The following is a 15263-nucleotide window of genomic DNA, read 5'->3' as shown; positions in this document are numbered from 1 at the left end:
CGCCAAGGGCGAGCGGCCCCCGGAGCCGCGATTCGACGCCACTGGCAACTAGTTGCGGAGGGGTGATCCCCTAGACGATTCCACGATCGCGAATAAGGTCAACGTGCTATGACCATGGATATTCAGGTGGCGGAGGGCGACGTCGAACGTCTCTCTCTGCGCGAGTATACCGAGAAGGCGTACCTCGACTATTCGATGTACGTCATCCTCGACCGGGCACTGCCCCATATCGGCGACGGCATGAAGCCGGTGCAGCGGCGCATCGTCTACGCCATGCGCGAGCTGGCGCTCGGTGCCAACGCCAAGTACAAGAAATCGGCGCGCACCGTCGGTGACGTGCTGGGCAAGTTCCATCCCCATGGCGACAGCGCCTGCTACGAGGCCATGGTGCTGATGGCCCAGCCGTTCAGCTACCGCTACCCGCTGGTCGACGGCCAGGGCAACTGGGGCAGTCCCGACGATCCCAAGTCCTTCGCGGCCATGCGCTACACCGAGGCGCGGCTGTCGAAGTTCGCCGAGGTTCTGCTCGCCGAACTCGGCCAGGGCACCGTGGACTGGACGCCCAATTTCGACGGCACCATGAACGAGCCGGTGGTGCTGCCTGCACGGCTGCCTCACGTGCTGCTCAACGGCGGCACCGGCATCGCCGTGGGCATGGCCACCGACATCCCGCCCCACAACGTGGGCGAAGTAGTCGAGGCCACCTGCCACTTGTTGAGGCATCCCGAGGCGACGACCAGCGATCTGCTCGACTACCTCCCGGCGCCGGACTTCCCCACCGAGGCGGAGATCATCACCCCTCGGGCCGATCTGCGAAAGCTCTACGAGTGCGGGCGCGGCTCGGTGAAGCTGCGTGGGCGCTACATGCGCGAGGAGGGCAACGTGGTGGTCACCGCACTGCCCTACCAGGTCAGCGGGGCCAAGGTGCTCGAGCAGATCGCCGCCCAGATGCAGGCCAAGAAGCTGCCCATGGTGGCCGACCTGCGTGACGAGTCGACCCACGAGGAGCCGACCCGCCTGGTGATCGAGCCACGCTCCAACCGGGTCGATGTCGAGGCGCTGATGGCGCACCTCTTCGCCACCACCGATCTCGAGAAGAACATCCGCGTCAACATGAACGTGATCGGCCTGGACGGCCGGCCGCGGGTGATGCCGCTTCCCGACCTGCTCGGCGAGTGGCTGCGCTTTCGTCGCGCCACGGTACGTCGGCGCCTCGAACACCGCCTGGGCAAGGTCGAGGATCGCCTGCATATCCTCGAGGGCCTGCTGGCCGCCTACCTCAATCTTGACGAGGTGATCCGCATCATCCGCGAGGAGGACGAGCCCAAGGCCGCCTTGATGGAGGCCTTCGGTCTCAGCGACCGCCAGGCCGAGGCGATCCTCGAGCTGCGCCTGCGTCACCTCGCCAAGCTCGAGGAGATGAAGATCCGCGGGGAGCAGGATGACCTGGAGGCCGAGCGCAAGCGGCTTCAGGATCTGCTCGGCAACGAGGCCAGGCTCACCGATCTTATCGAGGAGGAACTGCGTGAGGCCGGCAAGGCGCATGGCGACGACCGTCGCTCGCCGCTGGTCGAGCGCGAGGAGGCCCGGGCGCTGTCCGAGGTGGAACTGGTGGGGGCGGATCCCGTCACCGTGGTGCTCTCCGAGAAGGGCTGGATCCGCAGTGCCAAGGGCCACGAGATCGACCCCGCGGGGCTCTCCTACAAGGCCGGTGACCGCTTTCATCTCGCCGCCCGGGGCAAGACGAACCAGCCCCTGGTGCTGCTGGATGATACCGGGCGAACCTACACCCTGTCGGCCCACAACCTGCCAAGTGCCCGCGGACAGGGCGAGCCGGTCACCGGTCGGGTCAACGTGGTGGCCGGGGCCCACATGGCGGGATTGATGCTGGCGCCGCCCGAGACCCGTTTCCTGCTTGCCTCGGATGGTGGCTATGGTTTCATCGCCAGGCTCGAGGAGCTCACCGGCAAGAACAAGTCTGGCAAGGCGATCCTCAGCGTGCCCAAGGGCTGCAACGTGCTGTCTCCGCTGGAGGTGCCGGCGCAGGAGGGCGCAAGCGTAGCGGCGATCTCCAACGAGGGCCGGCTCCTGGTCTTCCCCCTCGCGCAGCTGCCCGAGATGGCCAAGGGCAAGGGCAACAAGATGATCGACATTCCCGGTGCCCGGGCCGCCCGTCGCGAGGAGTTCCTCCGCGACCTGTTGGTGCTGCCGGCCGGAGCCGCCCTGGTGGTGCATGCCGGCAAGCGCAAGCTGACCCTCAAGGCGGCCGATCTGGATTACTACCGCGGCGAGCGTGGCCGGCGGGGCAGCAAGCTGCCCCGCGGGCTGCAGAAGGTCGACCGCCTGGACCTGGAAGAGTGACATGACGAGACGACTGCTGATCCGTGCCACCGGGGAGGCGCGCCCAGGCCAGCTCGCCGGCCTGGGCAAGGCGCTGGCGACCAGCGGCGCCCGCCTGCTGGACATCAACCAGAGCGTGACCTTCGGCATCCTGTCGCTGGAGGCGCTGGTGGGGCTCGCCCAGGAGAGCGATCTGGAGGGGGCGCTCGCCATGCTCGGCGATACCCTGGGGCTGGACATCCAGGCGATTCAGGTCAGTGCTGCGGACTACCAGCGCTGGAGTGCGGCGGCCAGCCAGCCTCGGCTGATCCTGACCCTGCTGGCGCCTCATCTGCCAGCGGGGATACTGGCCGAAGTGGGGGCGCTCACCGCCGAACACGACCTGACCGTCGAGCTTATCCATCGTCTCTCCGGCCGTGAGCCCCTGGACGGTGGCATGCCCGGTGAACATGATGCCATCCAGGGCGCCTGTGTGGAGTGCTGGCTGCGCGGAGAGGAGGTCGACCTCGACGCCCTGCGCGAGAAGGCGCTGGCGCTGGGCGCCATGCATGGGGTGGACATCGCGCTGCAGGAGGACTCCATCTGGCGCCGCCATCGCCGCCTGGTCTGTTTCGACATGGACTCCACCCTGATCCAGGCCGAGGTGATCGATGAGCTGGCCCGGCGGCATGGCGTGGGCGACGAGGTGGCGGCCATCACCGAGCGGGCCATGCGCGGTGAGCTGGACTTCCAGCAGAGTTTTCGCGAGCGCATGGCCAAGCTCAAGGGGCTCGACGAGTCGGTGCTCGCACAGATCGCCGAGGAGCTGCCGCTGATGGATGGCGTCGAGCGGCTGATGCGTCAGCTCAAGCGCCTGGGCTATCGCACCGCGATCCTTTCCGGCGGTTTCACCTACTTCGCCCGCCACCTGCAGGAGAGGCTCGGCTTCGACGAGGTGCATGCCAACGAGCTGATCATCGAGGCAGGCAAGGTCACCGGCGAGGTGCGCGAGCCGATACTCGACGCCGACCGCAAGGCCGAGCTGCTCCACGAGATCGCCGCCCGCGAGGGCCTTTCCATGGAACAGACCATCGCCGTGGGCGACGGCGCCAACGACCTCAAGATGCTCGCCGCCGCCGGGCTCGGCATCGCCTTTAGGGCCAAGCCGCTGGTGAGGACCCAGGCGCGCCAGTCCATCTCCACCCTGGGGCTCGATGCGGTGCTCTACCTGATCGGCTATCGCCAGGGTGACCTGGAGGAGACGCCGCGGTGAGCAAGACCTTCGAGGCCTGGCGGGAGCGCTTCGAGCGGCTGCGCGCCAACACGCTGTTCGAGACCGCGGTGATCGCCATCATCATCTTCTCGGCGCTGTTGATCGGCGCCAAGACCTACGAGGAGACCGGGCGATTCCAGCAGTGGCTGCTGGCCATGGACGTGGCGGTCACGGTGTTCTTCCTGGTGGAGATACTGATTCGCATGGCCGCTGAGAAGCGCCTGCGCGACTTCTTCCGGCAGGGCTGGAACGTCTTCGACTTCCTGATCGTGACCGCCAGCCTGATCCCTCTGGATGACTCCGAAATGGTGCTGCTGGCGCGGCTGCTGCGCATCTTCCGCGTGCTACGACTGGTGTCGATGATCCCTGAGCTGCGCGTGCTGATGGCGGCGCTGGTCAAGTCGATCCCGCGGATGGGCTACGTGGCGCTGCTGATGTTCATCATCTTCTACATCTATGCGGCGCTCGGCAGCTTCCTGTTCGCCGATATCGATGATTTCCTTTGGGGCAACATCTCGACGTCCATGCTGACTCTGTTCCGAGTCGCGACGTTCGAGGACTGGACCGACGTCATGTACGCCACCCAGGAGGTGTATGCCTGGAGCTGGATCTACTACCTGACCTTCATCTTCCTGACCGCCTTCATCTTTCTCAACATGATGATCGGCATCGTGCTCGACGTGATGCAAAAGGAGAGCGTGCAGATGGAGATCGAGAGCGGAAAGGGCGAGGCCGCGGAACTGCACGGGCTGCGCCGCGACGTGCGGGGGCTGCGCGACCAGCTCGATCGCATGGAGGCGGCACTGGGCTCTCGACAGGAGGGGCGGGAGGTTGACAGGCACGGCGAAGACTGATTCTCTAGTGGCATGAACATGACATTGCGCCACCTCGTTCTCGACTTACGACTACCCCTAGCCCGCCGCTGAGCGCGACGGGCGATGCCGCCTGCATCGCCGTCGCCTCGCCTGTCGCTAGAGTGCACGTCCCGGTCGAAACGAGGTTGCAGCATGTCCACCACCCGCAGTATCCGCGCCATGAACATTGCCGTTGTTGCCATCGCCCACGGGTGCCGTCAGGCATGCCGACCGGTTGCGTGCGATGATGCCTGTCTATTCGACGCCCCGTCCGCCCTTGGCCGACGGGGCGTTGCTGTTTGTGACTTAACGTCTTGACCGATCTTTTCTGAACGCCGCCGCTCACCCGGGAGAACGCCACCATGATGCTCGATAACCCCGCTACCAAGTACCGCCCCTTCGTGGGCGTCGACCTGCCCGACCGCCAGTGGCCCAGCCGGCGCATCGAGACGCCGCCCCAGTGGTGCGCCGTCGACCTGCGAGACGGCAACCAGGCGCTGATCGACCCCATGGATCAGGAGCGCAAGCAGCGCCTCTTCGATCTCTTGGTCAAGATCGGCTTCAAGCAGATCGAGGTGGGCTTCCCCTCGGCCTCCCAGACCGACTTCGACTTCGTGCGCTCGCTGATCGAGGAGGACAAGGTGCCGGACGACGTGCGGATCCAAGTGCTCACTCAGGCCCGCCCGCACCTGATCGATCGCACCTTCGAGGCGCTGAAGGGCGCGAAGAACGCCATCGTCCACGTCTACAACGCCACCGACCCGGTGTTCCGCCGCGTGGTGTTCAACGTCGACAAGGCCGAGTGCATCCAGATCGCCGTGGACGCCACTACCCAGATCCGCGAGAACATGGCGGCGGCGCCGGAGACCCACTGGACCTTCCAGTACTCCCCGGAACTCTTCTCCACCACCGAGATGGACTTCGCCGTGGAGATCGTCGACGCCGTGGAGGCGGCCTTCGGCGCCAGCGCCGAGGCGCCGATGATCGTCAACCTGCCGGCCACCGTGGAGTGTGCGACGCCCAACAACTACGCCGACCAGGTGGAGTGGTTCTGCCGGCATATCCGTCATCGCGACCACCTGATCGTCAGCGTGCACCCGCACAACGACCGCGGCACCGGTGTGGCCGCCGCCGAGCTCGCCGTGATGGGCGGTGCCGACCGGGTCGAGGGCTGCCTGTTCGGCAACGGCGAGCGCACCGGCAACGTCGACCTCGTCACCCTGGCCATGAACCTCTATACCCAGGGCGTGCACCCGGGGCTCGACTTCTCCAACATCACGCCGATCATGCGCGAGGTGGAGCACTGCAATCAGCTGCCGGTACACCCGCGCCACCCCTACGTGGGCGATCTGGTGTTCACCGCCTTCTCGGGCTCCCACCAGGACGCCATCAAGAAGGGCATGGCCGCGCGCCGCGAGGCCCAGAATGACTTCTGGGAGGTGCCTTACCTGCCCATCGATCCGCTGGACGTCGGTCGCAGCTACGAGGCGGTCATCCGCGTCAACAGCCAGTCAGGCAAGGGCGGCGTCTCCTACCTGCTCGAGCAGGAGCACGGCATCGAACTGCCGCGCCGGCTCTCCATGGAGTTCAGCCAGGTGGTGCAGGAGGTGGCCGATCGACTGGGTCGTGAGATTACCTCTCAGATGATCTACCAGGCCTTCGTCGACGAGTACCTGGCCAAGTCCACACCTTTCACCCTGATCGGCCATCGCCTCTCTTCCGAGCCCGACAGCCCGAGGGTGCATCTGGAGGCGGTGATCGAGGAAGGCGGTGAGCGCCAGACCATCCTCGGGCAGGGCAACGGTCCGCTGGCCGCCTTCATCAAGGCACTGGCCGCGGCAGGCCATGACGTGGAGATCATCGACTACCACGAGCACTCCCGCGGACAGGGCGCCGACGCCGAGGCGATTGCCTATGTCGAGGTGCGTCTGGCGAACGAGGCGGTATTCGGGGTGGGTACCGACGAGAGCATCACCAGCGCCTCCATGAAGGCGGTGATGAGTGCCCTCAACCGGCACCTCTCCACCAGGGCCCCGGCCCCCAACGTCACCGAGGAAACCCTGACGGTAGCGAAATGATCGCGTGACGGCGTCGCCGTCGCGATAGAGAGGAGGGGCCGGCAGGATGCCGGCCCCTCTTGCTGTCTGTGTCCTTGAGAACCTGGTGGGTTTACACAGCTAGCGGGTCGCCAGCCAGCCCCTCCAGCCGCCGTGGGCGGTGATGTCCTCGGCAGTACCGCCCTCGTGCAGCGCATCGGCGCTGCAGATGAAGCCGGTGTGCCACTCGCCGCTTGCCAGCTCCACCTGGCCCAGGCCCAGCGGGGCCGGAACGCCGGCGAGGAAGCTGCCCACGGCCGCCACGGGCAGGCGCCACACTTCCACCTCGATGGCGGCACCGTTGGATGCGTCGCGCACCATGGCCGGGCGCGCGGGTGGCCCCCCCGCCAGGGCGTAAAGGCGGTAGCGAGGCGCGCTCTGGGTCGTCGCGACCCGTACACCGCCTCGTGCGGTGAGCTGGTGGTTGAGCGGCAGTCCCTCGAGATGGGCGCCGCAGACCACCAGCTCCAGGGTGCCGTCCCGGGCCGGCGGCAGCGCCGGTCGTGGGGGATGCGGCAAGCCGGTGGCACCCAGCGGCAGGTCGAGTCGTGCCTCCAGGGTGCGACTTAGGCTCAGCAGCCGGAGGTCGTCGAAGGCCGGGCCGAACAGCGTGATGCCGAAGGGTAGGCCGCCAGCGGCGATGCCGGTAGGCACGGCCAGGGCGCTGTAGTCGAGCAGGTTCATGAAGTTGGTCCAGATGCCCAGGCGTGAATTCACGCCGATGGGGTCCGCCGCCACCTCCTGCTTGGTCGGATGCGTCACGGTGGTGGGGGCGAGCATCACGTCCACCTGGCCGATCAATGCATCGGCCTGGCGCTTGTACTCGGCCAACTTGTAGCGGGCGTCGAATGCCTCCACCGCCAGTGGCGTGGCGCCTCCCATGGTGATCTCGCGTGTCACCGGGTGGACGGCCGCCGGGTCGTGCTCCAGCAACTCACGGATGGCGTGGTAGCGCTCAGCGACCCAGGGGCCCTCGTAGAGCAGCCGGGCGGCGGCGAGGAGCGGGGCGCAGTCGAGCTCGACCTTCTCGCCGCCCGATGCCTCCAGGTCGGCAATGGCGGCTTGCATGCCGGCGGTATAGGCGCTGTCGGTCTGCCACTGATGCTCGAGTGGCACCCCGAAACGGAAGCGAGCCGGGGCCTGGCCGTAGTTCTGACCGTGCACCTCGAAGTCATGGCGTCGTGACCAGGCGCACTGCGGGTCGAAGGTGGCGGCAATCGACAGCACGGCATGGGCGTCATCGGCGGTCAGGGTGAACAGGCTGATGGTGTCCAGGGTGGCGCAGGCCGGCACCACGCCGCGGGTGCTGAGCAGGCCCAGGCTCGGCTTCACGCCGAACAGGTTGTGGAAGCAGGCCGGCACCCGGCCGGAGCCGGCGGTGTCGGTGCCCAGGGCGAAGCTGACCTGGCCCGCGGCTGTGACCACCGCCGAGCCGCTGCTGGAGCCGCCGGGAATGTAGGCGGGGTCGAAGGCGTTGGCAGGCACGCCATGCTCGTCCGGGGCACGCTCTCCCACCAGGCCGGTGGCGAACTGGTCGAGATTGGTCTTGCCCAGCGGGATGGCGCCGGCCTCGATGAGTCGCTGTACCACGAAGGCACTGTTCTCCGGCGTGTAGGCAAAGGCCGGACACCCGGCGGTGGTCGGTACGCCGGCCAGGTCGATATTGTCCTTGAGGGCGAAGGGGATGCCGAAGAGCGGCAGGGTGTCCGGTGACTGCCCGTCGAGCCGGGCGAGATAGGGGGCAAGCTGGTCGCGGGTAAGGCGCGTGATCCAGGCCGGGTCCTGGCCTCGCGCGTCGGCATCACCGAGCAGGGCATCGATCAGCTCGCCCGGGGTCAGGTTACCCCTGCGGTAGGCGGCGTGCAGGCCGGCGATGCTCAGTCCGCCTTCGAGAGTGTCAAGAGAGATCATTGCGGCTGCTCCTGTTGGGTGGCGAGGATCACCACGGGCTGTCCCGACGCCACGGCGGCGCCTTCCTGCAGCGGCAGGCGAACCACACGGCCGGCTTTCCCGGCGGTGATCTCGACTTCCATCTTCATCGACTCGACCAGGGCCACGGTCTGGCCCGGTTCGACGCTATCGCCTTCGGTGACCAACAGCTTCCACAGGCTGCCGGTGACCGGGCTGTCGATGCCATGCTCATCGGCGCCCAGTTCGTCGGCGTCGACGGCCTCGGGGGCCTGATCCTCGAAGGTGAACTGGCCGTTGGCGCGCCAGGCAGCCATCTCCTCCTGGAAGGCCGCCTCACGACGCTTTCGGAAGTCACCGATGGCGTCCCGATGGCGGGCGAGCTCTGTCTGATATTCGGCGAGGCGGAAGCGACGAGACTCGACCTCGAGGTCATAGCGGCCATGGGGGAAGTCGCGACGAATGCGGGTCAGCTCCTCATGGCTGACCTCGAAGAAGCGCAGCTGGTCGAAGAAGCGCAGCAGCCAGGGCTTGTCAAAATGCTCGGTGACCCGGTAGCGATTCCACATCTGCAGGGTCCTGCCGACGAACTGATAACCGCCGGGCCCTTCCATGCCATAGACGCAGAGGTAGGCGCCGCCGATGCCCACCGAGTTCTCGGCGGTCCAGGTGCGGGCCGGGTTGTACTTGGTAGTCACCAGGCGCTGGCGAGGGTCCAGCGGAGTGGACACCGGTGCCCCCAGGTAGACATCCCCCAGCCCCATCACCAGGTAGCTGGCATCGAACACGATGTCGCGCACCTGGGCTTCGCTGTCCAGTCCATTGATGCGACGGATGAAGTCCAGGTTGCTGGGGCACCAGGGGGCATCCGGGCGTACCGAGCGCTGATACTTGTCGATGGCTTCCTGACAGGCGGGGTCATCCCAGGAGAGCGGCAGGTGCACCACCCGAGATTCCACCTCCAGGGTCTCGACGTCGCGCAGCTCACGTTCTGCCGTCTCGAGATGGCCGAGCAGGTCGTCCAGAGGCAATTCTCGGGGCTCATAGTGCACCTGCAGCGAGCGAATCCCGGGTGTCAGCTCGCGCAGCCCCGGCAGTGGATGGTCGCGCAGCCACAGCATCCAGGCATGCGCGCGGAAGCGCAGCGCGATATCCAGTTCCATGGCGCCGAACTCGATGAGCAGGAAGTCGTCGCCGGCACGGCGATAGACGATGCGCTCACCGGCCTGGTCGGCACTCACTTCGTGCAGCAGCGGGGTGCCGCGTGTCTCCGCCGGTGCCAGGTCGCCGGAGGGCTCGAGGCTGGCCAGCTGTGTCAGCTGGCGGGCCTCGAGTTCACGGGCGCTGGCCAGGCTGACCGGCACGAAGCGGATCCGATCACCGGCAGCGAGCTGGCCGAGTTTCCAGCGCTCGGCCCGGACGACCGTGGCCGGGCACACGAAGCCGCCCAGCGATGGGCCGTCGGGCCCCAGGATCACCGGCATGTCGCCGGTGAAGTCGATGGTGCCGAAGGCATAGGCATTGTCGTGGATGTTCGAGGGATGCAGGCCGGCCTCGCCTCCGTCGGCCCGCGCCCATTCGGGACGAGGCCCGATCAGCCTTACGCCGGTGCGGCTGGAGTTGTAGTGCACCTCCCAGGCATGGGCGAAGAAGGTGTCGATGTCGGTCTCGGTGAAGAAGTCCGGGGCGCCATGGGGGCCATAGAGCACGCCGATCTCCCAGGTCTTGCCGGTTCCTTGCTTCTCGGTCCCTGCAACGCTTTCCTGGCCCAGTTCGGGAATCAGCCGCGCGTCCAGGACCCGCGGTGCGGTCGGCGCCAGATCGGGTAGGTCGAGCATGTCGCCGCTGCGCAGGGCGCGACCGCCATGGCCGCCGAACTGGCCCAGGGTGAAGGTGCTGCGTGATCCCAGGTAGCGCGGGCAGTCGATGCCGCCGCGTACCAGCAGGTAGGCGCGGGCACCGATGGCGACCTTGCCGAGCGCGAGGGTCGCACCGGCGGGCACGTCGAGGACCCGCCAGAAGTCCACCGGCGCATCGTCGAGGGTGGCGGGCAACGCCGCGCCGGTCAGCACCACCTGGGTGGCGCGGTGGAAGCGCAGGGTCGGGCCGTTGAGGGTGACCTCCAGCCCGGCGGCGTCCTGCGGATTGTCGAGCAGACGATTGCCGAGGCGGAACGACCAGTCGTCGAAGGGCCCGGAGGGCGGCACGCCCACGTCCCAGTGGCCCTGTCGGCCCGGCACGTCCTGGAGGGTCGTCAGCGTCCCCGGAGACAGCACCTCGATCACCGGCGGTGCCCAGTCGAGTCCTTCCAGCCAGCGGGTATGGAGCTCGGCGGCCCGGAAGCGGGGGTCGCGGAGCACCCGGGCGAGCCAGGTGCGGTTGGTGGCGATCCCATAGACGCTGGAGACCTGCAGCACCTCGGCCAGTTCCTCGCAGGCACTGTCACGGTCCTCGGCATGCACGATCAGCTTGGCCAGCATGGGGTCGAACAGTGCCGAGACCTCCAGGCCCGCCTCGATGGCATGATCGATACGCAGACAATGCCTGGTGGGAAAGGCGACGTCGGTGAGCAGGCCGGCACTGGGCCTGAAGTCATGCAGCGGGTCCTCGGCATAGAGTCGCGCCTGGATGGCATGGCCGCGGGGGGCCAGGTCGCGCGTCAGTTCCTCGAGGAGAGGCAGCGTTTGCGCGCCGAGACGGACCATCCATTCGACGATGTCCACCCCCCAGACCTCCTCGGTGATCCCGTGCTCCACCTGCAGGCGGGTATTGACCTCGAGGAAGTAGAAGGTCTGGCGCTTGGCATCGTAGATGAACTCCACGGTGCCGGCGCTGCGGTAGGACACGGCCTCGCCGAGACGCACGGCGGTTTCATGCAGTTCGCGGCGAACCCTCTCTGGCAGGTCGGGAGCCGGGCATTCCTCGATCACCTTCTGGTGGCGGCGCTGGGTGGAGCAGTCCCGCTCGCCGAGTGCGACGACCCGGCCCTGGCCGTCGCCGAACAGCTGTACCTCGATATGGCGAGCGCGAGCGATATAGGCCTCGACGAAGACGCCGGCATCGCCGAAGTTGCGCTCACCGAGGCCGCGTACCGACTCGAAGGCGCGTTCGAGCTGACCGGCATCCTGGCAGACCTGCATGCCGATGCCGCCGCCTCCGGCGGTGGACTTGAGCATGACCGGGTAGCCGATGTGCTCGGCCTCGTGGAGGGCCTGGTCGAGGCCGTCGAGGAGGCCTGAGCCGGGCACCAGCGGCACCCCGGCCTGCTCGGCGAGTGCCCGGGCCTGGTGCTTGAGACCGAAGTCGCGGATCTGCTCGGCGGTGGGGCCGAGGAATACCAGGCCGGCGGCATCGCAGGCCTCGATGAAGCGAGTGTTTTCGGAGAGGAAGCCATAGCCGGGGTGAACCGCCTGGGCCCCACTGCACTTTGCAACGTCGATCAGCTTGTCGATGTCGAGATAGGTGTCGGCTGCCGGCCCCTCGCCCAGCGAGCAGGCCTCGTCGGCCTGGTAGACGTAGGGTGCATCGCGGTCGGCCTCGGCATAGACGACGACCGAGCCTACCCCCAACGACTTGAGGGTCCGCAGGATGCGCATGGCGATGGCGCCGCGGTTGGCAATCAGGACCTTGGTGAACATCTGGCCTTGTCCGTGAACGGTGCGGGTCGTCCCGCGTTCGAGAATACGGCCGCCGGGGTCGTCCCCGGGGAGCCCGACCGATGAGCCCGCCCGATGAGCCACGGGCAGGGTCGGCGATTCACTTGCTCGACGCGCGATTCACTCCCATACGAGCAGCTCGATGGGCGTCGGGTCATAGCCGTTGCAGGGGTTGTTGAGCTGCGGGCAGTTGGATACCAGCACGATGACATCCATCTCGGCGACCATCTCCACGTACTTGCCCGGGGCCGAGATGCCATCCTCGAAGGTCAGGCCGCCGTCGGCGGTCACCGGGACGTTCATGAAGAAGTTGATGTTGTGGGTGATATCGCGCTTGGTCAGCCCGAACTCGGGATGGTTGGCGACCGCCTGCATCCAGTTGTCGCGACAGGAGTGCATATGGCGCTTCTCCAGGTCGTAGCGCACCGTGTTGCTCTCGCTGGCACAGGCGCCGCCCAGGGTGTCGTGGCGACCGCAGGTGTCGGCGGTAATGGTCAGCAGCAGGTTGCCCTCGCTGGAGATCAGCTGTGACCCGGCGGTCAGGTAGACCGCGCCCTGTTCGCGCACCGTATCCATGGCGCTGTAGCGCTCGGCGGTGTCATGGGCATTGAAGAACAGGGTGTCGGCCGCCTGGTTTCCCTCCAGGTCGAGGATCCGCAGCGTCTGGCCGGCCCTGACGGTGCCGATATAATGGTCGCCGGCGTCCACGGTGGTGCGATGCACGGCGTTCTCGGGGCGCAGGGTACTTTCGATGATCATGATGGCGTCCTCCCGGCTCAAAGCCCCAGGTGATAGAGGCGATTGTTCTCGAAACCGCGGGCGTTCTCCGGCCGCGAGCGGTAGCAGACGTCGTCCTCGGCCGGGGGGGGGGCCGTGCCGAGCGAGATGTCCACGCCGCGCCGGGGATACTCGGGGCTTGGGTCCAGCGGGTGCGGGCAGGTATGCAGCAGTACCAGGGTGTCCATCTCGAAACGCAGGGTCACGTTGGCGCCGGGCTTGCAGTGCCCGGGCACGTAGCGCAGCCGCCCCTCGTCGTCGCTCTCCACCCGAGCGAAAAGGTTGAGGTTGGCGGCCAGGTCGCGCCGCCCCAGGCCGTACTTGGCGAGCTCGACCAGGAAGGCGTCATGGCCGGTGCGGGTCCAGTCGTTGTGGGCCTGCTGATAGCTCACCGGCTGCCAGCCCTTGGCGATCAGGTGGCGGGGCATCAGGTTGCCACCGGTGCTGTCGTGCCAGCCCAGGTCGTCGTGGGTGATCGACGCGAAGATCCGACCCATGTCCGAGTAGAGACAGTGGCCCCGGGTCAGCTTGAAGGTGTGCTGGCACTTCAGGGTATCGGGCAGGTTCAGACGCTCGAGCAGGTTCTCGGGGTTGTAGCAGAGCAGCCCGACATTGGTGTCGGCCGCGCCGGCGCTCAGGGTCAGGGTGGTGCCGCGGCGCAGGCGCAGCGACCAGTGGTGGCCGCCGGGCAGGTGGGTGGTATAGAGCGCTTCTGTTGGCGTGCTCATATCAGCGTCTCCTGTGTCAGGGTCTCGATGCCGCGGGCCGCTAAGTGGGCCGGGAGGTCTTCCGGAGGCGCGTGCCGCCCGATCGGCAGGTCATAGGTGATGGTGGCGCCGAAGGCCTCGGGAGCCTGGGGATCGTGGCGCAGCTTGTCGAAGACCCACAGCCGGGTGCCCAGGGCGAAGGCCTCCTTGAGATCGTGGGTGATCATGAAGATGGTCAGCTGCTGTTCCTGCCACAGTCGTGTGATCAGCTCATGCATGTCCTGGCGGATACCCGGATCGAGAGCGCCGAAGGGCTCATCGAGCAGCAGGATACGCGGCCGCATCATCAGGGCCTGGGCGATGGCCAGACGCTGCTGCATGCCGCCGGAGAGCTCATGGGGATACTTGGCGAGGGCCTGGTCGAGGCCAACCTGTGCGATGCGCTCGCGCGCCTTGTCGGCGGCACGGCGGCGGGCGGCACCGAAACACTTGCCCAATAGCCGTGACTGTTCCAGTTCCTCGGCGATCATCACGTTGCCGAGCACCGTCAGGTGGGGAAACACCGAGTATTTCTGGAACACCACGCCGCGATCCGGCCCTGGCTCGTCGGGAATCGGCCGCCCGTCGAGGATGAACTCGCCGCTAGAGATCCGCTCGGTACCCAGCAGCATCTTGAGGAAGGTGGTCTTGCCACAGCCCGAGGCGCCGACCAGGGTGACGAATTCGCCGGCGTCGACCGTGAAATCGAGGCCCTCGAGCACCACGTGGCCGCCGTAGTGCTTTTCCAGACGCTTGGCTTCGAGAAGGCTCATGACGCGTCTCCTTCACCGGCGTGGTACCAGGGGAAGGCCCGACGCGAGATCCATGCCAGCAGCTGGTCGAGCAGGAAGGCGAGCAGGGTGATCCAGGCCACGTAGGGCAGGATCACGTCCATCGACAGGTAACGGCGCACCAGGAAGATGCGATAGCCGAGCCCATCCTGGGCGGCGATGGCCTCTGCGGCGATCAGGAACAGCCAGGCGGTGCCCAGCGCGAGACGTGTGGCATTCAGCAGTCGCGGGGTGAGCTGGGGCAGCAACACTCGGGTCAGCACCTGCCAGGAGCTGGCGCCGAGGGTCTGGGCCTTGATCAGCTGCTCGTCGGGCAGGTGCAGGGCATGGCCCTGCAGGTCGCGGATCAGGAAGGGCGTCACGCCGATGGCGATCAAGGCGATCTTGGCCGCCTCGCCGGTACCGAAGGCGATGAACAGGATCGGCAGGATCGCCATCGGCGGGATCAGCGAGACCACCGTGATCAGCGGCGAGAGCTTGGCGCGCACCAGCGGCAGGCCACCATTGGCGATGCCCATCGTGAGGCCTATCACGGCGCTGATCGCCACGCCGATCAGCAGCCGCTCGAGACTGGCGAAGGTGTCCGCCCAGAGGGTGATCTGGCCGGTGCGCATGTTCTCCTCGGTCGCCAGGGTCAGGAACGTCTCGGCCATCGTCGCGGGGGCCGGCAGCAGGCGATCGTCGGGGTTCTCGGCGAGCCGTGCGTTGGACATGCCCAGGTAGACCATGGCGATCAGCGCGAAGGGCACGAGTCCCAGCAGCCAGCGTGCACCTGGGGACGGCATGATGTTGATCAGTCGCTTCATGGGCGTTTCACGTCAGGGGAGAGGGCGAGGGTCGATG

General features: G+C 67.1%; 10 protein-coding genes. 4 read left to right on the top strand and 6 right to left on the bottom strand.

What is annotated here, in order from left to right; genetic code table 11:
• The first annotated feature begins 108 nt into the window (after positions 1-108).
• From parC to leuA, 4 genes are all read left to right on the top strand, one after another.
• On the top strand, positions 109-2361 hold the full coding sequence (parC, locus tag ABE960_RS00470) for a DNA topoisomerase IV subunit A (protein ID WP_349760254.1): 2253 nt from the start codon (positions 109-111) through the stop codon (positions 2359-2361).
• Between the two features lies 1 nt (position 2362).
• A complete protein-coding gene (gene serB / locus ABE960_RS00465) occupies positions 2363-3592 on the top strand; it encodes a phosphoserine phosphatase SerB (protein ID WP_349760253.1) in 1230 nt (409 codons plus the stop codon).
• Entirely contained in the window at positions 3589-4446 is an 858-nt protein-coding gene (locus tag ABE960_RS00460; RefSeq protein ID WP_349760252.1) for an ion transporter, read from the top strand. The genes serB and ABE960_RS00460 overlap by 4 nt, the downstream gene beginning before the upstream one ends.
• A gap of 362 nt (positions 4447-4808) precedes the next feature.
• On the top strand, positions 4809-6524 hold the full coding sequence (gene leuA / locus ABE960_RS00455) for a 2-isopropylmalate synthase (protein WP_349760251.1): 1716 nt from the start codon (positions 4809-4811) through the stop codon (positions 6522-6524).
• Positions 6525-6623: 99 nt separating this feature from the next.
• On the opposite strand, the gene atzF is transcribed toward leuA, so the two are convergent.
• The 6 genes from atzF to ABE960_RS00425 all read right to left on the bottom strand — a co-directional run bounded on the left by atzF (position 6624) and on the right by ABE960_RS00425 (position 15226).
• Positions 6624-8453 (bottom strand): allophanate hydrolase, encoded by a 1830-nt coding sequence (atzF, locus tag ABE960_RS00450; protein WP_349760250.1) that lies wholly within the window; start codon positions 8451-8453, stop codon positions 6624-6626.
• Entirely contained in the window at positions 8450-12088 is a 3639-nt protein-coding gene (uca, locus tag ABE960_RS00445) for an urea carboxylase (RefSeq protein ID WP_349760249.1), read from the bottom strand. The genes atzF and uca overlap by 4 nt, the downstream gene beginning before the upstream one ends.
• A gap of 138 nt (positions 12089-12226) precedes the next feature.
• Positions 12227-12865: an urea amidolyase associated protein UAAP2 gene (locus ABE960_RS00440; RefSeq protein WP_349760248.1), complete on the bottom strand. Its 639-nt coding sequence runs from the start codon at positions 12863-12865 to the stop codon at positions 12227-12229.
• A 17-nt stretch (positions 12866-12882) separates the two neighbouring features.
• Positions 12883-13611: an urea amidolyase associated protein UAAP1 gene (locus ABE960_RS00435; protein WP_349760247.1), complete on the bottom strand. Its 729-nt coding sequence runs from the start codon at positions 13609-13611 to the stop codon at positions 12883-12885.
• Positions 13608-14402: an ABC transporter ATP-binding protein gene (locus ABE960_RS00430; RefSeq protein ID WP_349760246.1), complete on the bottom strand. Its 795-nt coding sequence runs from the start codon at positions 14400-14402 to the stop codon at positions 13608-13610. The genes ABE960_RS00435 and ABE960_RS00430 overlap by 4 nt, the downstream gene beginning before the upstream one ends.
• Positions 14399-15226, bottom strand: coding sequence for an ABC transporter permease (locus ABE960_RS00425; RefSeq protein WP_349760245.1), 828 nt, complete (start codon positions 15224-15226; stop codon positions 14399-14401). The genes ABE960_RS00430 and ABE960_RS00425 overlap by 4 nt, the downstream gene beginning before the upstream one ends.
• Positions 15227-15263: the final 37 nt, after the last annotated feature.

The sequence above is a fragment of the Halomonas aquatica genome (genome assembly GCF_040196335.1).
GTDB classification, from domain to species: domain Bacteria; phylum Pseudomonadota; class Gammaproteobacteria; order Pseudomonadales; family Halomonadaceae; genus Halomonas; species Halomonas aquatica.
Note: the sequence above shows the minus strand (reverse complement) of the source record. Positions and strands in the feature narration are given on the sequence as shown.